The sequence below is a fragment of the Rhizobium sp. N324 genome, from assembly GCF_001664485.1.
Classification (GTDB): Bacteria; Pseudomonadota; Alphaproteobacteria; order Rhizobiales; family Rhizobiaceae; genus Rhizobium.
Window position 1 is genome coordinate 516,649 of the sequence record NZ_CP013635.1, and the last position, 23,854, is coordinate 540,502.

18 protein-coding genes are annotated in these 23,854 nt (G+C 61.0%); 10 read left to right on the top strand and 8 right to left on the bottom strand.

Going from position 1 to position 23,854, the window contains the following annotated elements; all coding sequences use genetic code 11:
* Positions 1 to 91: 91 nt before the first annotated feature.
* From AMK05_RS32305 to AMK05_RS32315, 3 genes are all read left to right on the top strand, one after another.
* Positions 92 to 979, top strand: a complete 888-nt coding sequence (locus AMK05_RS32305; RefSeq protein ID WP_064844707.1) for an ABC transporter permease — start codon at positions 92 to 94, stop codon at positions 977 to 979.
* Entirely contained in the window at positions 972 to 2,051 is a 1,080-nt protein-coding gene (locus AMK05_RS32310) for a quaternary amine ABC transporter ATP-binding protein (RefSeq protein ID WP_064844708.1), read from the top strand. The genes AMK05_RS32305 and AMK05_RS32310 overlap by 8 nt, the downstream gene beginning before the upstream one ends.
* A 1,294-nt stretch (positions 2,052 to 3,345) precedes the next feature.
* Positions 3,346 to 4,344 (top strand): AraC family transcriptional regulator, encoded by a 999-nt coding sequence (locus AMK05_RS32315; protein WP_064844709.1) that lies wholly within the window; start codon positions 3,346 to 3,348, stop codon positions 4,342 to 4,344.
* A 5-nt stretch (positions 4,345 to 4,349) separates the two neighbouring features.
* Here AMK05_RS32315 and AMK05_RS32320 read toward each other — a convergent pair whose 3' ends face one another.
* The 7 genes from AMK05_RS32320 to AMK05_RS32350 form a co-directional block, all read right to left on the bottom strand.
* Positions 4,350 to 4,634 carry a hypothetical protein gene (locus AMK05_RS32320; protein WP_064844711.1) on the bottom strand — a complete coding sequence of 95 codons (285 nt, stop codon included), beginning with the start codon at positions 4,632 to 4,634 and terminating at the stop codon, positions 4,350 to 4,352.
* On the bottom strand, positions 4,631 to 6,928 hold the full coding sequence (locus AMK05_RS32325; RefSeq protein ID WP_064844713.1) for an FdhF/YdeP family oxidoreductase: 2,298 nt from the start codon (positions 6,926 to 6,928) through the stop codon (positions 4,631 to 4,633). The genes AMK05_RS32320 and AMK05_RS32325 overlap by 4 nt, the downstream gene beginning before the upstream one ends.
* Before the next feature lie 86 nt (positions 6,929 to 7,014).
* Positions 7,015 to 8,946 carry a diguanylate cyclase gene (locus tag AMK05_RS32330; protein WP_064844715.1) on the bottom strand — a complete coding sequence of 644 codons (1,932 nt, stop codon included), beginning with the start codon at positions 8,944 to 8,946 and terminating at the stop codon, positions 7,015 to 7,017.
* Between the two features lie 306 nt (positions 8,947 to 9,252).
* Complete coding sequence (locus tag AMK05_RS32335) at positions 9,253 to 10,692, bottom strand: coniferyl aldehyde dehydrogenase (RefSeq protein WP_064844717.1); 1,440 nt, start codon at positions 10,690 to 10,692, stop codon at positions 9,253 to 9,255.
* A gap of 21 nt (positions 10,693 to 10,713) precedes the next feature.
* Entirely contained in the window at positions 10,714 to 11,820 is a 1,107-nt protein-coding gene (locus tag AMK05_RS32340) for an NAD(P)-dependent alcohol dehydrogenase (protein WP_064844719.1), read from the bottom strand.
* A gap of 54 nt (positions 11,821 to 11,874) precedes the next feature.
* A complete protein-coding gene (locus AMK05_RS32345) occupies positions 11,875 to 12,699 on the bottom strand; it encodes a p-hydroxycinnamoyl CoA hydratase/lyase (RefSeq protein ID WP_064844721.1) in 825 nt (274 codons plus the stop codon).
* Positions 12,700 to 12,744: 45 nt separating this feature from the next.
* Positions 12,745 to 14,328 (bottom strand): AMP-binding protein, encoded by a 1,584-nt coding sequence (locus AMK05_RS32350; RefSeq protein WP_064844723.1) that lies wholly within the window; start codon positions 14,326 to 14,328, stop codon positions 12,745 to 12,747.
* A gap of 216 nt (positions 14,329 to 14,544) precedes the next feature.
* On the opposite strand from AMK05_RS32350, the gene AMK05_RS32355 reads away from it, so the two are divergent.
* From AMK05_RS32355 to AMK05_RS32380, 6 genes are all read left to right on the top strand, one after another.
* A complete protein-coding gene (locus AMK05_RS32355; RefSeq protein ID WP_064844725.1) occupies positions 14,545 to 15,030 on the top strand; it encodes a MarR family winged helix-turn-helix transcriptional regulator in 486 nt (161 codons plus the stop codon).
* Between the two features lie 122 nt (positions 15,031 to 15,152).
* Positions 15,153 to 16,559, top strand: a complete 1,407-nt coding sequence (locus AMK05_RS32360) for an adenylate/guanylate cyclase domain-containing protein (RefSeq protein WP_064844727.1) — start codon at positions 15,153 to 15,155, stop codon at positions 16,557 to 16,559.
* A 285-nt stretch (positions 16,560 to 16,844) separates the two neighbouring features.
* Entirely contained in the window at positions 16,845 to 18,017 is a 1,173-nt protein-coding gene (locus AMK05_RS32365) for an ABC-three component system protein (protein ID WP_143535786.1), read from the top strand.
* A gap of 1 nt (position 18,018) precedes the next feature.
* Positions 18,019 to 18,510, top strand: coding sequence for a three component ABC system middle component (locus tag AMK05_RS36305; RefSeq protein ID WP_064844731.1), 492 nt, complete (start codon positions 18,019 to 18,021; stop codon positions 18,508 to 18,510).
* Positions 18,510 to 20,489, top strand: coding sequence for a DUF3732 domain-containing protein (locus AMK05_RS32375; RefSeq protein ID WP_064844733.1), 1,980 nt, complete (start codon positions 18,510 to 18,512; stop codon positions 20,487 to 20,489). The genes AMK05_RS36305 and AMK05_RS32375 overlap by 1 nt, the downstream gene beginning before the upstream one ends.
* Before the next feature lie 54 nt (positions 20,490 to 20,543).
* Positions 20,544 to 20,819: a hypothetical protein gene (locus tag AMK05_RS32380; RefSeq protein WP_171899885.1), complete on the top strand. Its 276-nt coding sequence runs from the start codon at positions 20,544 to 20,546 to the stop codon at positions 20,817 to 20,819.
* Between the two features lie 406 nt (positions 20,820 to 21,225).
* Here AMK05_RS32380 and AMK05_RS32385 read toward each other — a convergent pair whose 3' ends face one another.
* Positions 21,226 to 22,125 (bottom strand): helix-turn-helix transcriptional regulator, encoded by a 900-nt coding sequence (locus AMK05_RS32385; protein ID WP_064844737.1) that lies wholly within the window; start codon positions 22,123 to 22,125, stop codon positions 21,226 to 21,228.
* A gap of 222 nt (positions 22,126 to 22,347) precedes the next feature.
* Between AMK05_RS32385 and AMK05_RS32390 the strand changes: the two genes are divergently transcribed.
* Positions 22,348 to 23,811 carry an aldehyde dehydrogenase gene (locus tag AMK05_RS32390; protein WP_064844739.1) on the top strand — a complete coding sequence of 488 codons (1,464 nt, stop codon included), beginning with the start codon at positions 22,348 to 22,350 and terminating at the stop codon, positions 23,809 to 23,811.
* Positions 23,812 to 23,854: the final 43 nt, after the last annotated feature.

The window sequence follows — 23,854 nt, forward strand, 5'->3', positions numbered from 1 at the left end:
CACTGACTATCGCGGTGCGCCAAAAGCGCACCGCCTCGCAGCCGACAAAAACAAAAAGACTGCCGCGGCTCATTGAAAAAAGGGGATCCGAATGGAATGGTTTTATAAGTTTCCGCATATGGATGACGACGCGCTTCGCAATCTGAAGAAGGCGATCGACGACGGCTTTCGCGGATTTACCCGCGCTTATGGCGACGGCATCGAAACCCTCTTCGTGCCGCTGCAGCATTTCCTCATCGCCGCCGAGCGTTTCATGACCCAGACGCCATGGCCGATCATCACCCTGATCGTCCTTGCCATCGCCTGGTTTGCTAGCCGCAGCCTGAAGATCGTCATCGGCTGTCTGGTGACGCTGATGCTGATCGGCTATTTCGACATGTGGGACGATACGATGCGGACGGTCTCGATGATCTTCGTCTGCACGATCCTGTCCATCGCCATCGGCATTCCGATGGGAATCCTGATGGCCCGCTCCGACCGGCTGCAGCGCGTCGTCAATCCGATCCTCGACGTCATGCAGACGATGCCGAGCTTCGTCTACCTCATTCCCGTCGTCATGCTGCTCGGCATCGGCAAGGTGCCCGGCCTGATCGCCGTCGTCATCTACGCCATCCCGCCGATGATCCGCCTGACCGATCTCGGCATCCGGCTCGTCGACAAGGACGTGCTCGAAGCCGCCGACGCCTTCGGGACGTCGCGATCGCAGAAGCTGTTCAAGGTGCAACTGCCGCTGGCGTTGCCGACCATCATGGCCGGCATCAACCAGACGATCATGATGGCGCTGGCCATGGTGGTCATCGCCTCGATGATCGGCGTCCAGGGCCTCGGCCAGCCGGTGCTCAAAGCAATCGCCAACCAGTATTTCACGCTGGGTATCTTCAATGGTCTTGCCATCGTCGGCATCGCCATCATCTTCGACCGAGTCAGCCAGGCTTATGGCAAAAGGCTCCAGAAGCATCGGGAGACCGTCCATGGCTGAGCAGCATTTCGGCGGCATCAAGATCCGCCACCTCTACAAGATCTTCGGCCCCAACCCCGCCGCCCATGTCGAGGCGGTTCAGAAAGGACTGTCGAAGACCGAGCTCAACGAAAAGCACGGTCATGTGCTTGGTCTCAGGGACATCAATGTCGAGATTCCCTCCGGCCGCATCCAGGTCGTGATGGGCCTGTCGGGTTCGGGCAAATCGACGCTGATCCGCCACATCAACCGGCTGATCGATCCGACCGCCGGCGAAGTGCTGGTCGACGGCGTCGATGTGGTGAAGATGAACGAGACCGAGTTGCGGGCGTTTCGCCGGCACCAGACGGCGATGGTGTTTCAGAAGTTCGCGCTGCTGCCGCATCGCAACGTGCTCGACAACACCATCTTCGGTCTCGAAGTGCAGGGCATGGAGCGGGCGAAAGCCGTCGACGTCGCCATGCGCTGGCTGGAGCGGGTCGGGCTGAAGGGCTTCGAGCAGCGCTATCCCAACCAGCTTTCCGGCGGCATGCAGCAGCGCGTCGGCCTGGCCAGGGCTCTCTCCAACGATGCGCCGGTCCTTTTGATGGACGAGGCCTATTCGGCGCTCGATCCTCTGATCCGCACGGACATGCAGACGGTGCTTCTCGACATCCAGAAAGAGATCAAGAAAACCATCGTCTTCATCACCCACGATCTCGACGAAGCACTGCGGCTCGGCTACCAGATCGCCATCCTGCGCGACGGCGAAGTCATCCAGCAGGGCACCAGCCAGGACATCGTCCTGCGTCCGGCCGACGAGTACATCGCCAACTTCGTCAAAGAAGTCAATCGCGGCCGGGTCATCCATGTCGAAGCCGTCATGACGCCGCTGCACTCCGGTGCGGCGCCGGTCGGACTGGCGATTGTGGCGGGAACGACCGTCGAAGAGGCCGTCCGCATGCTGTCATCGGCGCCGGACGGCGATGCCAGGGTGGTTTCGCCTGCCGGGGAAACCTTGGGTCTCGTCACCTTCCGCCAGCTCGCAAGTGCGATGGTGAACTCGCAGGAGACGGCTCCCCAGCGCGACAGCGCCCTGTCGGTCGCTCTCTGAAGCTCCTAGAGCATGATGTCGAAAAGTGTGAGCGGTTTTCTCATGACATCATGCTCTAACCCTTTAACTTGAAACAGGATTCAGATTTTAGGCCGACCGGGCCTAAAATCATCCTGTTCTAATGCGGCCGTCTTTCCATTCCGCTGGCGGCACCGAGCACCCCGGCTGCCGCCGAACCGCGAAGACGCTTGATTTCAGATGGCTTCGTGAGGCCTGCCCGGTCACAACATTGGCTGGGCAGGAATTGCGCTCGCAGCGTATCGATGCCATAGAGGTCGGAGACCGCGCCGCCCCCATGCCGAGCGCCCATACCTTCCATGAGGGAGACGGGCCGCATTGGCATTGCGTCCCGAGCAAGCTCTTCCTGCTTGCCAAAAGAGACATTCAAGATCTCTATCCACTTTGCGCAAGCTGCGGCGCGACCATGCCTCCAGCCAGCGCCTCCCTATACATTTTGCGCAAACCCAGTCCAGACTGCGTCGCGAAAAGCTCCTGGGCCGACTTTATCGGGGGCCGGCAATTGCTCGATGGCTACAGAGCAATAAGATGATTCTCGACCAAGGCCATGATGGTTTGCGGTCCTCAAGCCAAGCCCGTTCATCCATCACCCCCAAAAGGATGGAAGGGACCGTACATACGCACCCCATCCCGTGCGTGTGCCTGCATGCCTGTCTGCCTGCCGAAGGCTATAAGCGGTCCACTATAAACCTTCGGCAGGCGACTGCGCTGATGCTGGATCCGGATATTCTCCACAGCTTCAGATGATGACGCGTATCTCGGCAGGATCGCCGCGTGAGCCTTTCGTGGCATCACGGATACACCCCATAATTTTGCCCCTCTGCGTAATCGTTTTATCACCGATAGCCGGTGGCGCGAACGCTTGCCTATTGTTGCGAGTTCTGCCAGTTCCTGCCCTCAGGTTGCGAAAACCGATGGGATGGGGACTGTCGATAATGCATTCAATGGGTCGGTTTTTTTGACGCCTGCAACGCCCGAATTCGGCGGCCTTTATCGGCTTGCGCAAAGTGCTGATCCCACTGCCGATACCGCGCGGAGATCGACCTTCTCCGCCGCTGCCTGCTGCGCTCCAGGCCTCGATCGGCTAGCATATAGCCAAGTTTCGCCCATTAATCCTGCCCGCAAGCACTGACTGGCGGGGAGATGATGATCATGACTATCGGCAGGGCCGAAAGAGTTACGCACATCAATCTGGCAGCCCGGAGCGCGCGTCGCGACGGGAGCGAACAATTGAGAAGGGCAGGTCATCGCCGCCGCACTGAACAGGGGGAACAGCATGTCCGAAAATAGTCCTCAGCCATTCTCGTTCCGGTTTCGCGGTTCGTCCTTCGACAACATGGTCGAAACGCTCGGGGGCGCCTTCGGCGCATTCGATGCCGAGCCTGTCGGCCGCTCTCAGGACTTCCACTGGGGGCTGGATTTCTCCGCAAGTGACAGCGCTGTCCTGCTCACCGGTTATCACGAAGCGGAGTTTCAATTCAACATCGAGCCGACCACCGATACGGCGGAGTATCTGTCGATTGTCGTGCCGCGCAGCGGCGGCATGGGGGTGACCTATGGATCCCGCATCGCCGAGGCGGGGCAAGGGAAATTGCTTCTCTATAACAATTTCGAGCCAGACAGCGTCATCATGCACGGCCAGTCGAATGTCATCGACGAATTGCTGATCAACTGGTCGGTGATCCTCCAGACGATCGGCCAGACGTTCGAAATACCGTTCAGCGGGTCTCTCGATCTGCTGCCGGAACTGGATCTGTCGACGCCGGTCGGCCGGACGATCGGCAACCTGACGGAGACGATCGCCATCGGCATGCGCGACAACGGCCCCTTGCTGCAGTCGCCGATCGCCATGGCACATATGACCCAGGCGCTGGCCGATCTTGTCGTGCGCATGGTGCCGAACCGGCTGTCGCACTTCCTCGACAAGGGGCCTGCCCTCATCGCTCCCCGGCATGTCCGCAAGGCGATCGATTTCATGCAGGCCAATATCGATCAGCCGATCACCATGCCGAAAGTGGCCGAAGCGGCCGGCGTCTCCAGCCGGGCGCTCGAAACCGGTTTTCGCGCCTTCAGGGGCACTTCACCCGCCGCCTATCTGCTGACGCTCCGCTTGCGCTCGGCGCGGCAGGACCTTCTCGATCCCGAGAGCAAGGAGACCATGAAAGGCATCTGTCTCAAATGGGGCTTCTTTCATTTCGGACGATTCTCAGCGGTCTACAAATCGACCTATGGAGAATATCCTTCCGACACCAGGAAGCGCGTCTGCCGTATATAGCCGGGTTACCGCGAAGAACACGGCGGCAATGTGTAGTGCACTCTCATCGTCCTCGGATCCCGCCTGACGATCTCAAGCACGCCTCCGCGCTCCGCCAGCGCGTTGAGCTCCCGCAGCACAAGAGAATGCGCGATCCCGAGCGTGCGGCCAAAGGAGCGGCTGTCACGCGCAATGTCGAGTTTAGCGGCAACGAGGAGAGCGGCCTGCATGGCTGTCAGGCTGGCGTCCCCCTCTTGCGCTGCAGCGACAAGGGCGAGAAACCGATCGACCTCGGACGGCTCTTCGCTCACGCGGCGTTTCGCCCGCGCAACGACACCATGATCGATTTCGAGGTGGGCGTATCGCTTTCCTTGCCGGCGCTGCCGAGCGGCACCAGCACGTTCAGCTCCGGATAATAACCGGCGATGCTGCCCCTCGGAATGTCATAGGGCACCAGACGGAAATTCTCAGCGATGCGGTCGATGCCGTCGTCATGCTCGCCGACCACGTCGATGCGGTCACCGGCCGCGGCATTCATCGCCTTCAGATCGTCTGGATGAATGAAAATGACCTGCCGCTCTCCGTAGACACCGCGATATCGGTCATCGAGACCATAGACCGTCGTATTGTATTGATCGTGCGACCGGAATGTCTGCAGGGCGAAACGACGTCCCCCGCCCTTTCGCGCCCGCTGATGGACCGTCTCCTCGGGAAGCGCCTCGGACGAAAATGACGCTTTGCCTGCCGGTGTGTCCCACTCCCGATGGCTTGCTGCGTTGCGCAGGTGGAAACCGCGCGGCTTTCGCAGGCGCGCATTGTAGTTGTCGAAACCCGGAATGGTCGCCGCGATATGATCGCGGATAAGGTCGTAGTCGTCGGCGAGCGCCGCCCAACCGACCAGGGCGGAACCGACCGTCGCTTCCGCAATGCCGGCAATGATGGCGACTTCAGAAAGAAGATGCGGCGAGGCCGGGCGATTGATACCGGCGGAGCCATGCACCATGCTCATCGAATCCTCGACGCTGACAAGCTGGGAATTTCCCGCTTGGTTGAGGTCCATTTCGGTGCGTCCGAGGCAGGGCAGGATGAAGGCCGCCTCGCCGGGCATGAGATGCGAATGATTGGGTTTGGTCGCGATGTTGACTGTCAGCTTCAGCTGCCGAAGCGCCTTTTCGACGAGGGCACTATCGGGCGTGGCGCGGGCGAAATTGCCGCCGAGCCCGATGAAAGCCTCGGCCGAGCCGTCGAGCATCGCGCCGATCGCGGCCAGAACGTTGTGGCCATGGTCGCGGGGAACGGTGAAGCGGAAGTGTTTCTCCAGCGCATCGAGGAAATCGTCCTCCGGCTTTTCGTTGATGCCGACGGTACGGTCGCCCTGCACGTTGGAATGGCCGCGCACCGGGCAAAGGCCGGCGCCCGGTTTGCCGATATTGCCGCGCAGGAACATGAAGTTGGCGATCTCGCGGATCGTCGCGACCGAATGCAGATGCTGGGTGACGCCCATCGCCCAGGTGCAGATGACGCGCTCGGCGTTGATGTAGACATCGGCCGCCCGTTCGATCTCCTGCCGGCTCAGTCCCGACTGGTCCTCGATCTCAGCCCAGCCTGTGGCCTCGACCGCAGCCCGATACGCCTGAAAATCCGCGCAATGTTCGGTGAGAAATGCGTTGTCGAGAACGGCGGGCAGACCGGCGGCGACCGCTCTGTCTTCCCTAGCCAGCACGGCCTTGGCCATGCCCCGCACCGCGGCCATGTCGCCGCCGAGCTGCGGCTGCAGATAAAGGCTGGCGATATCGGTCGAGCCGCCGCGCAGCATCTCGATCTTGTCCTGCGGATCGGAGAAGCGCTCCAGGCCGCGCTCGCGGATCGGATTGAACACGACGACGCGCGCGCCGCGGATCGCCGCCCGGCGCAGGTCGCCGAGCATTCGCGGATGGTTGGTGCCCGGGTTCTGCCCGATCACGAAGATCGCGTCGGCCTCCTCGAAATCCTCCAGAAGCACGGTGCCCTTGCCGACGCCGATGGCCTGGCGCATGGCGATACCGCTTGCTTCATGGCACATGTTGGAGCAATCGGGGAAATTATTAGTGCCGTAGACGCGCACGAACAGCTGGTAGAGATAGGCGGCTTCGTTGCTGGCCCGGCCCGAGGTGTAGAATTCCGCCCGGTTGGGGGTGTCGAGGCCCTTCAGAATGCCGCCGATTTCGGCAAAGGCATTCTCCCACGAAACCGGCAGATAGCGATCGCTCGCCGCATCGTAACGCATCGGATGTGTCAGGCGGCCGTTGAGTTCGAGTTCATAATCCGTCAGCCGGCGAAGCTCAGACACCGTATTCTCGGCAAAGAAGGCGGGCGTTGCCCGCTTCTCCGTCGCTTCCCAGGCGACCGCCTTCACGCCGTTCTCGCAGAACTCGAACGACGATCCATGTTCCGGGTCACCCCAGGCGCAGCCCGGGCAATCGAAACCATCAGGCTGGTTCGCCTTCAGCATGGTGCGCGCGCCCGAGACGGGCATACCGCTTTGCAGCAATTGCTTGCCGCAGCTCTTCAAAGCGCCCCAGCCGCCGGCAGCCGCCGATTTCTTGCCAATGAATTTTGTGTCCATGCGCCCTTATTGTCGAAGCGCGGAAAACATCAAGGCCACAGGCGCGATGGTTTGATAGAAAAAACCTATCAAAGAAGGATCTCGATTTAACCGGCTTCCTTGATGGTGTGTCGGTCCCCGTTTGGCGAATGAGCCAGAATGCGATTGCGGCCCTGTGTCTTGGCGTCATAGAGCGCCGCGTCGGCCTCGGTCAGGAGGCGGTTCGGGTTGGTCCGCAGGACGGCGCCGGTGGCACAGGATACGCCGATGCTCGCCGTCACCCGGGCAAATTCGCTACCGGAATGCGTGATATTCTCCTGAGCCAGGCGCCGGGCGAATTGCTCGGCGACAATCATCGCCCCTTTGGCGCTGGTGTCGGGGAGGAACACCACGAATTCCTCGCCGCCGTAGCGCGCGACGATATCCGCCGGCCGGCTGACGGATTGGCGCAGACATGTGCTGACGACCCGCAGGCATTGGTCTCCGGCGGGATGACCATAGGTATCGTTATAGGCCTTGAAGCGATCGATATCGACCATCAGCAGGCTGAACGGCGTGTTTTTCCGGGCGCTGCCCGCGGTCTCGCGGGCGAAGGCTTCGTCGAAAGCGCGGCGGTTGACCATGCCGGTGAGCCCATCCGTCTCAGCAAGGCTTTTCAGCTGCTCCGCCGACAGTCTGAGCGCGATTTCGGCCTGTTTCGTCGCCGTGATGTCGGAGACGACGGCCATTGCCGTGCCGTCCTCCGCAAGCCTTGTCCGGATGCTGCGCCAGTCGCCGTTATGGAGCTGAACCTCTTCGTCCTTGTTGCTGTGCAGGGAAGCCGCGGCGGCCTTGATCCAACCTTCAATATCCCCTTCGGGGATACCGGGCCGCTCGCCGGTTTCGACGACGCGGCGCAGGATATCGCTGATATGGGCGCCGACCACGCGGGCATCGCCGGAGAGCGGGAACGCATCGCGATACTGATCGTTGCAAAAGAGGATAAAGCCCTTGCTGTCATACATGGCGATCCCATCGGACATACCGGCCATCGCATGCGAGAGCAGGTTCTTGCTTTCGCGCAATTCACGCTCCAGGGCAGTACGCTCCGTAACATCGCGCGTTACACCGGCAAGGCCGATCACTCGCCCCTGCTTGTCCCGCAGCGGAACCTTGGAGGCGAGCAGGAATCTTCCTTCGATATATTCGGTGGAATCGATCAGCGGTACGCCGGTGTCTATGACCTGCTGCTCGAGATAATATAATTCCTCGGCGAGCGGCCGCGACATCAGATTGAAATCCGACAATCCGGTCATCTCCGCCGTCGTCCTGAAACGGAAGAGGCGGGTCATGTTTTCATTGACGGTGATGAACCGGCTGTTTCGGTCCTTCACATAGAGATAATCGGGCGACTGCGAAAACGCGGTCACCAATATGCTTCGCTCCAGCTCCCATTGCTGGGTCTTCAGGAGAACGCAACCGCCGAGAACGGTCGCCAGGCAATTCAATGCGATCAAGGGAAAACCAACGCCGCTGAGTACATGGGCATTCACCAAGGTCGGCAGCACAGCCATCGACACGACCAATGCAACGCCAAGGGCGAGGCTCAGCAGCGCAACGTCCATGAACCCCGGCGATCTCTTGCGGGTCCAGATATGACCGGCCAAACCGATGCCTGTGGCGAGGGCCATGGTGATGATCCCGTCGACCATCGCCGTGCCGCCGACGGCGAAACGAAAGGCCATCGCCAGAACTGCGGCAAAGGCCGCGGCGATCGGCCCTCCGAACATGCCGGCCAATGCAAGCGGCGAAAAGCGCAGGTCGATATAGATGCCGGGATGAAATTCAACGGCCAGCAATATCGAGCCGATGGAGGCGCCGCCGGCTATGATCCCGAAGGCGATTTTTTCCTGCCGGAAGGACCGGCGTTGAAATTGGATCGAAAAAAGCGCCCAGAGCGAGATTGCCAGGCACACAAAGGAAAGGTTGCCACCGAATTGCGTCCAATTGCCATTCACCGCGCTGGATCCACCTTCCAATACATGTAACGAACTCATCATAGGCGAAACTGGTTTGGGCTTGGTTAAACCGAACTCATGGGGCGGCATGGAGTATCGACCAAGCCAGGCTGACATGCCTGTTATAAGGCATGCTTAACAACCGCCCTCCTCTTTGTCTGGACGCGTTTTGCGGCGGCGCAATAATGCGTTATTCGGATATGCCTGCGCAATCAGACTATTATTGCGCGATCAAAAGGCTCGCAGCTGCCGATAGTTGCAGTGCGTTCCGCTGCCGGTCCGCCGAAATTCGCGGACGCTTCGCGTTCGAACAAGGGGCCCGGCGTCGCCCGCCGGGCAGGTTCTCCGTTACTTGCAAATCGCCGCGGCCAGGAAGCCGCGCATCGCCTCGCCGAAGGGCGGCCGCATCATATATTCCGCTTCCACCATCCTGCTCTGGTGATAGACGGCGCGTGGATGCGAGAAGGTGAGGAAGCCGAACTTGCCGTGATAGGCGCCCATGCCGGAATGGCCGACGCCGCCGAACGGCAGGCCTTCGGCGGTGACATGGCTCATGCAGTCGTTGACCGTCACCCCGCCGGAGGTCGTATTGTCGAGCACGCGGCGTTCCTCTTCGCCATCCTGGCCGAAGTAATAGAGAGCGAGCGGGCGCGGCTTGGCGTTGATCCGATCGATGACGTCGGCGATATCGCGATAGGCAATGACCGGCAGCACCGGCCCGAAGATTTCCTCCCGCAACACGCGCATGTCTTCGGTGGGATCGAGGATCAGGGTTGGCGGCATGCGATGGGCCGATTGCTGGGAGAAATTCTCCGCCGCCGGGTTGATCTCGACGACGCGGGCGCCCTTGGCCCTGGCGTCGTCGATCAGGCCCTGGACGCGGGCATGATGGCGGGCATTGACGATCGAGGTGTAATCAGGATTTTCCTTCAGCTCCGGATACATCGAGCCGACCGCGGCGACCGCGTGTTCGGCAAAGGACTCGACACTTTCCTCGGGCACATAGACATAGTCCGGCGCTAGGCAGATCTGGCCCGCATTCAGCGTCTTGACGGTCATGACGCGGCGCGCGGCGTCCGCAAGGTCGGCCGAGCGGCCGATGACGACGGGCGATTTGCCGCCGAGCTCGAGTGTCAACGGCGTCAGGTTTTCCGCCGCCGCGCGCATGACGTGATGGGCGATCGCGGTGCCGCCGGTAAAGATCAGGTGGTCGAAGGCAAGCGATGTAAAGGCCGTCCCCGTGGCCGGCCCGCCCTGGACGACGGCGATTTCCGTCTCGTCGAAGGCGCCAGCGATCAGTCCCGCCATCAGTGCTGACGAAGCCGGCGTCACCTCCGACGGCTTGATCATGGCGCGGTTGCCGGCAGCCAGAATGCCGGCAAGCGGCGCCAAGGCGAGCTGATAGGGAAAATTCCAGGGGCTGAGAATGCCGACAACGCCCTTCGGCTGATAGACCACCTTGGCGACCGCATCCGGGAATAGCGCCTCGTGCTCTTCGGGCTTCAGCCATTCGGCGAGATGGGCCTTGGCGTATTTGAGCGAACCGACGCAGGTGAAGACGTCGAGCAGCAGGCTTGCCTCGACACTGCGGCTGCCGAAATCTTCCGACAATGCGTCGGCGATCGCGTCCTTGTGGTCGACGAGAAGGGCGATGACGCGGTCGATGCGATCGATGCGGGTGTCGATATCAGGCGGCCCCTCCTTCAGGAAGGACGCCCTTTGCCGATCGAGCAGCGCCTTCATGGCATCGGGGCTGATATCGGTGGCGATTGGGGTGACGGTGTTCATTCTTTCCTCCCTTGAACGATGTCAGACGGCCGGCTGGCGCACGACCGGCTTCAGCACGATGCCCCTTTCCGCATCCTCCACGGCCTGGTTGATGTCGGCGAAATCATAGAAGCTGACGAGCCTGTCGAAGGGGAAGCGGCCCTGCCGGTGAAGGTCGATCAGCAGAGGGATCAGCACATCGGGATTGGAATCGCCCTCGACGATGCCGCGCACCCGGCGTCCGCCGGAGAGGATATGGGTGAGATCGAGCGTCAGCGTCGCGCCATGCGGCGAGGCGCCGACGATGCCGCAGGTGCCGCGCGGCGCGAGCACCCGCACGCATTGATCGATGACGGCAGGCACGCCGGAAGCATCGATCGCATAATCGACGCCGGCGCCGGTGAGCGCCATGATCGTGGCAACGGCATCGTTCGCCTTGCCGTTGACAATATCGGTCGCGCCGAGTTCGGCGGCAAGCGACAGCCGCGCCTCGTTGACGTCGACGGCGATGATCCTGGAAGCGCCGACGATCCGCGCCGCCATCACGGCGGCAAGACCGACCGAACCCATGCCGAAAACCGCAAGCACTTTTCCGGGTTCGACCTTCAGCGCATTCATCACCGCGCCGGCGCCGGTCTGGATGCCGCAGGCGAGCGGCCCGAGCAGCGCCAGATCGGCATCTTCAGGCACTTTGACGATATTGCGCTCATGGCAGAGCGCGTGGCTGGCGAAAGAGGATTGCCCGAAAATATTGCCGTTCACCCGCTCCCCTCTATAGGAGAGCCCGCTCGAACCATCGGCGCGCGAACCGAAGAAATTGCGCGGGAAGAATTCGTGGCAATAGGTCTCTTCGTGCTCGTTGCAGCTCGGGCAATGACCGCAGGAATTGAAGGTCATCACCACGTGATCGCCGGGCGCCACCTTCGCAACGCCCGGCCCGACACGCTCGACGATGCCTGCACCTTCATGACCGAGCACGACCGGCTGCGGCACCGGCAGGTGCTGGTCGCGCATGACGATATCGGTGTGGCAAACCCCGGTCGCGACGACGCGAACCAGGATTTCCCCCTCGCGCGGCTCCTCCAGATCGAGGCTTTCCAGCGAAAACGGCATATGCGGCGCACGCGCCACTGCGGCATGAATCTTCATGGTTTCCTCCTCCCGATGATTGCCCACGAAACGGCCCGGTACGCCTGGCCTCCGTCAGCGGCCGCGCTTATAGGCGCCGAGCCCCGGCTGATAGGTCTTGTCGTCAAGGAACTGCTTCAGCCCCTCGTCGCGCCCCTTGGTTTTGTCGAGAAACAGCATCTGCTCCAGCTTGGCGTAGATGTAGTCGTCGGCGAGATCCCAGGGCAGGTTGCGCACGCGCTTATAAGTGTCCTTGGCCGCCTTCAGCGTCACCGGGTTCTTTTCGAGCAGGCTGGCGCAGATCTTGCGGACCCGGGTTTCAAGCTCGGCGAGCGGCACCGCTTCGTTGACGAGGCCCATTTCGGCGGCCTTGCGCCCACCGAACAATTCCCCGGTCATGATGTAATAGAGCGCGTCGCGATGGCGCATCACCTCGGCAACCGCGCGGGTGACGTTGCCGCCCGGCAGGATGCCCCAATTGATTTCGGAAAGGCCGAAATTCGCCTCCTCGGCGGCAATGGCGAGATCGCAGGAAACCAGCGGTGTAAAGGCGCCGCCGAAGCACCAGCCGTTGACCATGGCGATCGTCGGCTTTTCGAAATACATCAGCCGGCCCCACCAGCCGCCGGATTGGCGCCGCGCCTTCAGCGTCGCATCCCGCGGTTTGTCGTCATTGTCGCGGAAATATTCCTTCAGATCCATGCCGGCCGACCAGGACTCGCCGGCGCCGCGCAGGACGAGGACGCCGCAGCGCTCGTCGCCCTCGAGTTCATCGAGCACGTCCATCATCCGGGCGTTCAAAGCCGGGTTCATCGCATTGCGCTTTTCAGGACGGTTGAGGGTCACGAAAGCAATGCCATTGTCGAATTCGACCAGAACCGGCGATTTCATATCAGTCATGGGGCTACTCCATTGGTTTCGGCATTGAATGCCGGGGCCGCGTCATCAGGCCTGTCGTTGAAGGGTTTCGTCGGAATGCAGCTGGCGCAGAACATGCTTCTGCACCTTACCGGAGGCGGTGCGGGGAATGGTTTCGACGAAGAGGATACGCGCCGGGCGCTTGAAGGCGGCGAGCCTTGCGGCGCAATGGCCGGCGATCGCCTCACCCGTTACCGCAGCCCCGGGCCGCAGCACGATATAGGCAATGCCGCATTCGCCCCATTTGATGTCGGGAATGCCGACGACCGCCACGTCGAGAATATCGGGATGGCCTGCGAGCGCGGCTTCGACCTCGGCCGGGTAAACATTCTCGCCACCGCTGATATACATGTCCTTTAGCCGGTCGACGATGCGATAGAAGCCGTTTACCTCGCGCCGGCCGAGATCGCCGGTGCGGTACCAGCCGTCGGCGAAGGCGGCAGCGGTTTCCTCGGGCTTGTTCCAGTAACCGGCCGTCACCGCGGGGCCACGCAGCCAGAGTTCGCCGATCTCACCTTCCCCGACATCGCGACCATCTTCGCCGACGATGCGGATGTCGAGCAAGGGCGCCGGCAGACCGACGCTGCCGGGATTGTCCTGCACCGCGCGGCGGTCGATCGGCACATGCAGCACCGTTCCCGCCTCGCTCATGCCGTAGCCGTTGACCAGCGCCACGCCGTCGGCGAGATAGCTCTCGATCAAGGCCTGCGTCAGCGGCGCGCCGCCGACGAAGAGAGCATGCAGGCCGGAAAGAGCCGTGGCGCTATAGGAGGAGTCGCCACGCAAGGCGAGCGCGATCTGCGGCACGGCGAAATAATGGGTGATGGCGCGTTTGCGGTCGGCAAGGGCTGCGAGCGTTCGCGCCGGCGTGAACCGGTCCGAGATGACGAGCGTACCGCCCAGCATCAATGTGGTGCGCGCCACGGCGATCAGGCCGATCGTGTGGAAGAACGGTAGATCGCAGAGCGCGACCGAAGCCGGCCCGATCTCGCCGACGAAGGAAAAATTGACCGCGGCAAAGAAGGCGTTGCGGCGGGTGATGACGACGCCCTTCGGCTGTCCCGTCGTGCCCGACGTATAGAGAAGGACGCAAGGCTGATCCGCATCGACGGGCACGGGCTTCACCGCGTGGCTCGCCTCGATCCGGGCGGCAAGCCCGCCCGGGTCACCTGCCGTCGAGATCACCATCATCTCGGGATCGACGTCGGCAAGGCTCGTCACTGCCGCCGAAAACTCTTCGTCGTGGACCAGGAGCGCCGGCGCGCAATCGGCAAGAATCGGCCGAAGCTCGGCGGCGTTGAGGCGCCAGTTGAGCGGGACATAGATGGCGCCGGCGCGCTGGCAGGCAAAGGCAAGCACGATCGCGTCGATCGAGTTGCGCGCCAGCATGGCGACACGCGCTCCATCCCGCCCTACCCCGAGCATCGCGCTCAAAAGGCCGACGCAACGGGCGATCCGCGCATCGAGTTCGACATAGGTCAACTGCCGGCCGGTGGCGATCTCGAACAGAGCCTGACGGTCCGGCGCGACGCGGGCGCGGTAGAGGATCGGATCATCCGTCACCAGCCCGCAATCCGCCGACGATGCCATCCCGGCAAAGGAATGCGCCATTTTCTCCTCCCATGCCCGCCGCTCCTCCGCTGCAGGCATCAAATTTGTATGCAACACATACTAATATCTTTTTTCGACGAGATGCAAGAGGCTGTTTTCGACAAATCCGGGTCCTCGAAGGCGGCGCGGGAAATTTCCCGGCTGCCGGAAACACGAAGATATTGACTAACCCGCTGATTTTGATGGTTATGGCGCGTGAACGAAGCGAGACGAATGATGGCCGCAAAACCACCGCAGGACGAAATTGAGGCAGAGGCGGCTTCCGCAACGCCGCCGCTCGACGTCGGCCGGCTCGGCGATCTCCTAGGTTTTCACCTGCGCATGGCACATGTGGCGATCTATCGCGACTTCGCCGAAACCATGGAGGAGCTTGGGCTGACGCAGAAGCAGCTTGCGGTGATGGAACTTATCGCCGGCAATCCGGGCGCATCGCAGATCGATCTTGCCAATACGCTCGGCACCGACCGCGCAACGATGATGGCCCTCGTCAACCGGCTGGCGGCCCGCGATTTCATCGAGCGCCGCCCTTCCGCGGCCGACCGCCGGCGCCAGGAACTGCATCTGACGAAGACCGGACGTGCGATGCTGGCGCGGGCGCGCAAGCTGATCGACACGCATGAACAGCGTTTCATCGACCTGTTTTCGGCTGATGAAATGGATGGGCTGCTGGTGGCGCTGAAGCGGATTTACAAGGGCGGCTGAACCCACTTTCGCTTCGGAAAAAAACAGCGTCCAAGCCTGTAGATTTCTATTGGGAAACTCCCGTGTTATGATCCCGGTCCAGGCGTCGTCCGCCGTGGGTTCTGCACACGGAGACTTGTCTCATGAGCGAAATGGACGTGCTTTTTGCCACCCTGCGACAGGCGGCTGACCCGCAGACGGTCGAGTGTATCGAAAACGTGGTCATGCATGGCGCCGATCGCGATCTCAATCGCATCAATGCGCTCGCCTTCGCCGGCAAACATCATCTCGATGAAGAGAAAACCATCGCAGCGTTTCTGCATGCAGCCCGCATCGGCGCCTTCGAGATGACCTGGAACGTGCTATGCCCGGGATGCGGCGGCGTCCTCGATAGCGGTGCAACCCTCAAAGGCGTCGTCCAGGACACCTATCATTGCGCGCTCTGCGCGGCCGGATACGAGCCGACCCTCGACGAGATGGTCGAGGTCACCTTCACGGTCAGCCCGCGCGTGCGCAGGATTGCCGCCCACGACCCGGATCGCTTGCCGCCGCTCGAATATTACCGCCAGATCTTCTTCAGCTCCGGTGTCGATCTGCCGGAGGACCTGGAAGCAAAATTCGATCGCATCCTGCTGGAGATGATCGAGCTGGCTCCGGGCGAGAAGGCTTTCGTCTCCTTAAAACTGCCGGCGCAATTCGTCATCATCTTCGATGCGGTCACACACTCGGCGCAATTCATCGACGTGCAGGGTGGACCCACAGACGAACGCCAGAACCTGTCGATGGTCATCAGCCGGGGGCATGCGCTGAATGAAACCGTGACGCTGCGCCCCGGCCTGCTGCGGCTCACCCTCGAGAACCACACGGATCGCCGGGTGGTGCCGAATGTCTGCATAGCCGGCGATGAGCTGCACGATCTGCTGGGCCGCCGGCGAGCCTTTCTGACGGCCAAGCGCCTGCTGACCAACCAGAGCTTCCGCGACATCTATCGGACCGACACGCTCGACGTCGACCAGCGCCTGAAGATCACCAGCCTGACCTTCCTGTTCACTGACCTCAGGGGCTCGACCGCGCTTTACGAGCGCGTCGGAGATCTTGCCGCTTTCGATCTGGTGCGGGCCCATTTCAGGGTTCTGCACGAGATCGTCGCCACGGAGGCAGGCGCCGTCGTCAAGACCATCGGCGATGCCGTGATGGCGACCTTTCCGAGCCCGGACCGCGCGGTGGCGGCAGCCCTCAGGATGCGCGAGGCGATGCTTCGGCTCAATACCGAACACGGCAGCGATGACCTTCTGCTGAAGATCGGCATTCATGAGGGACCATGCTTGGCGGTCAACCTGAACGACCGGCAGGATTATTTCGGCCAGACCGTCAACATCGCCTCCCGCGTCCAGGGCCTCGCCGATCCCAATGTGATCATGACGACGGAGGCAATCGTCGGGGATGCCCATGTCTCGGAGATCCTGCGCGACAGCGGCATCAGCTCCGCCTCGCGGATGGCGGAACTTCAGGGTATCGGGAGGGAAGTCAGAATCTTCGCCCTGTCGTGAGGTTGTTCTGCTCTCGAGGTCAAGTGAACTTCAGCAGTTTCCGCTAACGGCCGGAAGCGATCATCAAATATCAGGTAGTTCAACGGCTGTTTCGCGCCCAGAAAACCGTGCGAAACTACCGAGTTACGATCGCTCTGGCCGCAACAATCCTATGGCTCAGGTAGGTGTCCACAGCTCCTAGAGTAAAACCACCAATATTTGTGGACCGGTGGACGGCACACTACAACTTTCTCGGAAAGTATAGATAATCGACACACGTGTTCGGAACGGGAGATATCGATCATCGTGGCAAAGCAATCCGCTCATTCTGCAGAACCGATGATCCAGGGCGTGTTCCTGCAATTGGAACGCGCCCTCGTCCATTTGAGCCATTGCGGTCATGGAGAGGCCGTGGCCGTGGAACTGGTAGATGACGTTTCGCGACACAAAAATGGCAAGGCCACTACGCGTGAGCAAGACAAGAACACGCTCGATGACGAGAAAGGGATGTTCGCCGATCGTAGCCTCGACCTATGGCGGACGCTTCAGATTTGGACGAACGATTTCCGGGCTTCAGGTGTCTTTTGTTCCCACTATCTGCTCGTGACGAACACCCAAGCAACCGGCACGATCGCGGACGCGCTGCGTGCAGCTGTTGGCTTACCCGATCGTGCAACTGCGATCGTAACCGCGATGAACGATGCTGCGCAGGCTGGGCGTGAGAGTCGCAAGCCAAAGGAGCTATCCAAGATTCAGGCAATCATCGACGATGTGATGGCGTTGCCGAGCCATAACTTGCACGATCTCGCGTCTAGGATCGAGATGGTAGAAGACTTCGACTACAATGGTATGCGGCAAGAACTTGCCACACGCCTAGGAATTAGCCCGGATGTCGAGCGTGATGCCGTTCTGACCGAACTCATGGGCTGGGTGGTCGAAACGCTCAAAACCGCCTGGGGTGCTGGCGCCCCAGGGATAATCACAAAGGAAGCGTGCCTTCGCCAAATCGACGCAGTCGAGAGGAGATTGGTTCGCCGCAGATTCTTGCCTAGGCCCTCATCTGAGGTCTTGGTCGGTGACGCGCAGGTCGTACATGCCAGGGGGAGGCAATTCGTCGACCATCTAGGCCGTATCGAAGTTGACGACGATGAGGTGCTACAAGCAATCGAGCATTTCGTTCAGTTCAACGCAGAGCGGCATCGCCTGGCCAATGAAGGCGAAATTCCCCTTCAAGAATGGACGGATCGGGGCAACCGACTCAAACAGCGTTGGCAGAATGTCACCCGACAGGTTCGTCTCAATCATTCGGACAAGAGCCGCACCCAGCGCGGCAAACATGTATTTGCAGAAACCACGTACTACCACCGAGAAGCACTTGCTGGTCAGCCTTGTGACGAACTCTACATGACGTCCGGTCATTACCACAGACTGGCTGACGACAACCTAGTCTGGTGGGACCCGGAATTTCGGGGAGACTGAAATGCGCGAAGATCATGAAGAGTCGATTCTGCGAAACCCTGCCTACCTAGCGTGCTTGTTGTGGAACTTGGCGCGGTCCTTCTCCGATAATGGTAGTGGTCGATCGCCTAACCTCACACACATGGTGATTGGCACCAGCATGCTTTTTCATGCCGCGAGCGTGGAAAAAATCCGCGCAATGAAGTTTGATAGCGGGTTGCTGAAAGCTCTTTCCGATGTCCCCGAGCTTGTTGCCGGGGGCCAAACTAGACTTGAGGCAGCGCTACCTACATGCCTTCAGGCACTGCAATTAGGGGTGGCCGCTGGAATCATTCGCAGGGAGAGTGGGGACGGGTTACCCACCTTTCTTGCTTTAGGAACGAACCTGCCGAAGGCGCTTCGTGACGCTGAGGCCGCCACTGGTCCGGGCATCTCGGCCGCTAGGCGCCTAGGCGCCTGGTTCGCCCGAGAGGATTTAGCAATCGTTCGGGGCCGTATGGGAGTGCGCTTTTAGTGAAACTTCACATTAAAGAAATCATCATTTGGCCGGAAGATCCGAATGTCGAGCCACGAACCATTCCTTTCGACCCCAAGAAACTGAGCGTGATCTCGGGATGGAGTTCGACTGGCAAGTCCTCGGTCATTTCGATCATCGACTATGTGCTCGGTGCCGGGACCAGCGCAATTCCAGTAGGTGTAATCAGGGACAAGGCATCGTGGTACGGACTCACTCTCGACACCGACGTAGGCCTGATGCGGCTTGGCCGTGAGAAGCCCCAGCTCCGACAAGTATCAGACCAGTATTGGCTATTGCAAGGCGAGGAAGTCTCGCAATCGCTCCCACGCAGACCGCGTCCTAACGCTCGCACTGAACGCATCAAGCAGTTGTTCGACGATCTGTCGCAACTGTCAAATCTTGATACCGACCCCAGCGGGCGTGGCTTTGGCGGACGCGCGAGCTTCAGGGATATGGCGGCCTTCAACTTTCTCCCGCAGCACGTCGTGGCCAACCCGTATACGCTGTTTTTCAAGGCCGACACTTCTCAGCACCGAGAAAAGCTTCGAAACGTCATGCCGCTGGCATTGGGGATTCTCGCGAACGAGGATCTGGTTAAACTGCACACGCGTCGACTTCTACGAGACGAGCTCAGGCGGGTGGAGGCGGACCTGAATCTTCGGCGGGAAGCCCTCGAACGATGGCGGGGAAACGCAACTGCTGCGTTCTATCACGCACAGGAACTCAGTCTGCTTCCGAGCGGGCCACTGCCTGAGTCCCTCGACGAAGTCATCGACATCCTCAAGAAGGTTGTTGCGGAAGGAGGTGAGACGGTAACCACGTCAGGGCGCGTTTCGGTAGCAGTCGATCGGTTGCAAGAACTCCGAGAAAGGGAGCGCGCGTCCGACCGGAGCATTTCCGACGGCAAGAGACGCTTACGGCGTCTGCGCAGTCTCCGGGGGTCCGTCGCTGATTATGGCGACATTCTCGCCGACCAGAAGCAGCGCATTCGTGGCGTCGGCTGGTTCAAAGAAGCCATCGTCGCGCATGAATGCATCCTATGCGGATCTGGCACCGGTGCGGCGCGGCGCGCGCTCGAGGAGTTGGAAGGACCGATCTCCGAGCTGGAAGATTTGATTGCAGGCACAATGGCGACTCCCCCGGTCGTCGACCGGGAAATTTTGGATGTCGAGGCGCAACTCATAAAAGATGAGCAGTCATTGTTGACCTTGCGCCGCACTCGTATCGCTGCGGAGGCAACAGTCGACGCCGAGCAAGGTCGGTCGCAAAGTCTTGAAAATGTGTATCGTTTCCTCGGCGGCACCGAGCAAGCACTCAGAATGGTCGGAGAGGTTGAAAGCGAAGGTGGCCTTAGGCAGCAGGTGGAAGACCTGCGCCATCGCATTTCGGAGCTCGATCGCGCGCTCGACCAAAATCGGCAGCGAGAGCGCGAGATCCAAATTCACACGAGCATCTCTAAAGGCATATCGCGCTTCATAGAGCTGCTCGAAATCGATGGTGCCGACGGCACGCCAAGCCTTGATCAGCGCGAGCTCAACATCAAGTTCCAGCGTTCGGAAGGTGAGAAACCCGATTTCCTTTGGGAGATCGGTAGCGGCGAAAACTGGATGGCATACCACCTTGCTGCCATGTTCTCCTTGCACACCCTTTTCCTGCGACGAGGCTCGCAGAGCCCGGTGCCGAGCTTCTTGGTTATCGACCAACCAAGCCAGGTCTATTTCCCCAGCGATACCTATAAGCAGTTCGTTGAGAAGGATGGGGATCAAGATTCATCTCTCCGCAGCTTGGATCTGCAGCGCACTAGACAGATCTTCAAGGCAATCGCTCACGTCCAGAAGGTGCTTGGCGGACTTCAGGTGATTATTCTTGACCACGCTGATCGCAATACCTGGGGCGACATCGAGAACATCAAGGAGGTAGGGAATTGGCGCGACGACGACGCACTGATCCCACCTAGTTGGTTGCGTGGAGACTAAGAGGCACAGGCGGTACTGGAGTATGCCGCGGCGGTGGCAACGGACTATGCGTACATGGCAAAGGACGGGTTGCTGCTGGACGACGCCGAACCCTTCGAGGCACTGCATCGATCGATGCACAGGCATCATTGGGAGCGCGAACCGAGCGCCGAGGTGCCGTGGATCGAATGGCCGTTCTCTGTGAACGAAGTACCAGATACGCCGGTGATCCTCGATCTACTCGAGTTTTGCGCTGGCGCCATCGGTGAACCGATTCAAGGCGCGTATCACTCCTACTTCGGTCACCATCACTACGGCGAGCGCTCCTGTTCCGATTTTGGAATGCCTTGATGGACGTCTACGGTCGTCCGCCCGCGCGATCCATGGCAGAGTTCGAACAAGCAGCTTCGGTAGCGCCGCTCTCGAAATAGGTCGCGGAATGATGAGCAAAGAGTCAAACTGAATGCTCGATCCGCGCCAGGTCGCGCGGATCTCGATTCTCACAAAAGGAGTGCCTTAGAGGGGATGGCTTAGACGTAGTCCTCATCTTCACTCGGCGCAGCACGCCAAAGGGCTGTTTATCAAGATCGGGAATCGACAAGCCGCCTGTCCGCTATCGGCCCCGAAGCGGTCGTTCACCCGATCCGTTGTGACGGTTACTATTGGCGCATCGCAGTCCTACGTCTGTTGGGGCCTCCATATCAATGTGATTTGCGATCCAACACCGGCAAATTCCATCTTCCAATGGCCTCTGAGCCTAAGGCCAGTCGGCGTAGCCCGAGGACAGCATGCTGTTTTCCGAGCCTGCCGACGCGCGGGCGATGTCGCGGTAGCCGGCAGGCGAAAGGCCGGTCTTGCGTTTGAAGAAATGACTGAAATAGGTCGGGTCGCGAAAGCCGAGGCTGTCGGAGATTTCCTGGATATTGCGGGCCGAGCGCTCCAATCTGAGTTTTGCCTCCTGTACCACCCGCTCATGCAAAAGCTGGATCGGCGAGCGGCCGAGTGCCCTCTGGCAGATTGCATGAAGCCGGTCGGCGGTGACGCCCAGCTCTGCGGCATAATCGCTGATCGGGCGATGCCGGCGGAAACCGGCCTCGACCAGTTGCCGATATCGCTGCAGGATCGATCCGGTTTCGCCCTGCCCGCGCGGCTCGCTTCTCTCGCCGCCGGAACCGCGCCATAGCGTCATCAGGATCAGGCGCATATAGGCCGAAGCCACCATCCAGGAAGAGCGGGAGGGATCGGCGAGTTCCCGCACGAAGCCCGAAATCAATGGACTGATTTCGGCCACCAGCAAGGGGTCCGTCGCCTCGACCAGCTTGCGCTGTTCGGTGAAGATGCGCAGCGAATAGGATTCCACCTTGTCGCCGATCGCATCGACCATGACCTGCGCCGCGGCTCCGACGAGATGGGCAGCAGTTCCGGCAGAAATCGACAGGTCGCAGCCGGCCTGCGGCGGCAAGAAGGCAAGCAGCGGCCCCTGCAATATCCGATCTTCGCCACTGTCGAAATGAAGCTCGGCTCGCCCCTCACCAAGCAGCAGGAAATGATAGAAGTCGGCATAGAGTCCCTTTTGAAGACGGATGCGTCGATGCGACAGCGACGGCGCATGCCACTCACCCCTGGCATAATGATGAATACCGCCGTCCGTCAGCAACGCCTCCCTCCGCTTGCCACTAAACATTGCGGCAATCGCCGGATAATTACAATATTAACCCAATAAATCGCATTCCATCCCCAATCGATCGGCGTAACCTGATCGTCATCAGCCTTTGGGAGGAGGCATTCCGACAGACGCGGCAACGCTGAGACAGCCTTGGGCTGCTGTGTCCGTGCGTCTTCTCCCCCTGGCAACAATGCAAGCGCTGCTTCGCGGAGGATGGGGATAACGGTGTTTTCGGCAAAGCTGATGATCAATAACGAGGCGATGGAGGCTTCCCAAGGGGCGACCTTCGAACGCATTGATCCGCTGACCGGCGATGTCGCCACGGTCGCCTCGGCGGGATCCGTCGCCGACATGACGCGGGCCGCCAATGCCGCCGCTGCCGCCTTTCCCGATTGGTCGCAGACAGGCCCCGTCGAACGGCGCCGGCTGCTGAATGGCGCGGCAGATCTCCTGGAGGCCCGCACGCCGGTGCTTACTGCCGCCATGACCGGGGAAACCGGCGCAACCGCGCAATGGGCGGCGATCAATTGCGGGCTCGGCGCCGAAATTCTTCGCGAGGCGGCGGCGATGACCACGCAAATATCAGGCGAACTCATTCCGTCGGGCATTCCCGGCAGCCTCGCCATGGCCGTGCGCCAGCCGGCCGGCGTCTGCGTCGGCATCGCCCCCTGGAATGCGCCGATCATTCTCGGCGCCCGCGCTATCGCCATGCCGCTGGCCTGCGGCAACACGGTCGTGCTCAAGGCCTCCGAACTCTGCCCGAAGACCCATGGCCTGATCGGCGACATCATGCGCGACGCCGGCTTCCCGCGCGGCGTCGTCAATGTCGTCTCCAATGCGCCGGGCGATGCCGCCGCCGTCGTCGATGCCTTGATCGCCCATCCGGCCGTGCGCCGCGTCAATTTCACCGGCTCCACTCGTGTCGGCAGGATCATTGCCGAATCCTCGGCAAGGCATCTGAAGCGCTGCCTGCTCGAACTCGGCGGCAAGGCGCCGTTCATCGTGCTTGCAGACGCCGATATCGACGAGGCGGTCAGTGCCGCCGCCTTCGGCGCCTTCATGAACCAGGGTCAGATCTGCATGTCGACCGAACGGATCATCCTGATGGACGAGATCGCCGACCATTTCGTCGGCAAGTTCAGGACGAAGGCGGCCGCCCTCGTCGCAGGCCATCCCGGGGAAGGCAATACGCCGCTCGGCACGCTGATCAATGCAGAGGCCGTGCGCCGCGTCAGGTCGCTGATCGACGATGCCCTGCAGAAGGGCGCGGTCCTGGTCTGCGGCGGCGAGGCCCACGGCACGCTGATGGATGCGACCGTCATCGATCACGTGACGCCGGCCATGCGTATCTACCGGGAGGAGAGCTTCGGGCCGGTCGCGGCGATCATCCGGGTCGGCAGCATCGACGAGGCCGTAACGGTCGCCAACGACAATGAATACGGGCTTTCGGCCGCGGTCTTCAGCGCCGATGTCAATGCGGCACTTGCCGTCGCCATGCGGCTGGAATCCGGCATCTGCCACATCAACGAAGCCACGGTTTCCGACGAGCCGCAAATGCCGTTCGGCGGCGTCAAATCGAGCGGCTACGGCCGCTTCGGCGGCAAGGCGGCGATCGACGAATTCACCGAGCTCAGATGGGTCACCATGGCATCGGGAAAACGGCAATACCCGATCTGAACCACAGGTCGGCCGGAATGAACGCGAAACGGGCGGGAGGCCC

Coding starts and splice junctions, on each gene's coding strand:
- AMK05_RS32305 (WP_064844707.1), top strand. CDS start 92: ATGGAATGGTTTTATAAGTTTCCGCATATGGATGACGACGCGCTTCGC.
- AMK05_RS32310 (WP_064844708.1), top strand. CDS start 972: ATGGCTGAGCAGCATTTCGGCGGCATCAAGATCCGCCACCTCTACAAG.
- AMK05_RS32315 (WP_064844709.1), top strand. CDS start 3,346: ATGTCCGAAAATAGTCCTCAGCCATTCTCGTTCCGGTTTCGCGGTTCG.
- AMK05_RS32325 (WP_064844713.1), bottom strand. CDS start 6,928: ATGGACACAAAATTCATTGGCAAGAAATCGGCGGCTGCCGGCGGCTGG.
- AMK05_RS32330 (WP_064844715.1), bottom strand. CDS start 8,946: ATGATGAGTTCGTTACATGTATTGGAAGGTGGATCCAGCGCGGTGAAT.
- AMK05_RS32335 (WP_064844717.1), bottom strand. CDS start 10,692: ATGAACACCGTCACCCCAATCGCCACCGATATCAGCCCCGATGCCATG.
- AMK05_RS32340 (WP_064844719.1), bottom strand. CDS start 11,820: ATGAAGATTCATGCCGCAGTGGCGCGTGCGCCGCATATGCCGTTTTCG.
- AMK05_RS32345 (WP_064844721.1), bottom strand. CDS start 12,699: ATGACTGATATGAAATCGCCGGTTCTGGTCGAATTCGACAATGGCATT.
- AMK05_RS32350 (WP_064844723.1), bottom strand. CDS start 14,328: ATGGCGCATTCCTTTGCCGGGATGGCATCGTCGGCGGATTGCGGGCTG.
- AMK05_RS32355 (WP_064844725.1), top strand. CDS start 14,545: ATGGCCGCAAAACCACCGCAGGACGAAATTGAGGCAGAGGCGGCTTCC.
- AMK05_RS32360 (WP_064844727.1), top strand. CDS start 15,153: ATGAGCGAAATGGACGTGCTTTTTGCCACCCTGCGACAGGCGGCTGAC.
- AMK05_RS36305 (WP_064844731.1), top strand. CDS start 18,019: ATGCGCGAAGATCATGAAGAGTCGATTCTGCGAAACCCTGCCTACCTA.
- AMK05_RS32380 (WP_171899885.1), top strand. CDS start 20,544: ATGGCAAAGGACGGGTTGCTGCTGGACGACGCCGAACCCTTCGAGGCA.
- AMK05_RS32390 (WP_064844739.1), top strand. CDS start 22,348: ATGGGGATAACGGTGTTTTCGGCAAAGCTGATGATCAATAACGAGGCG.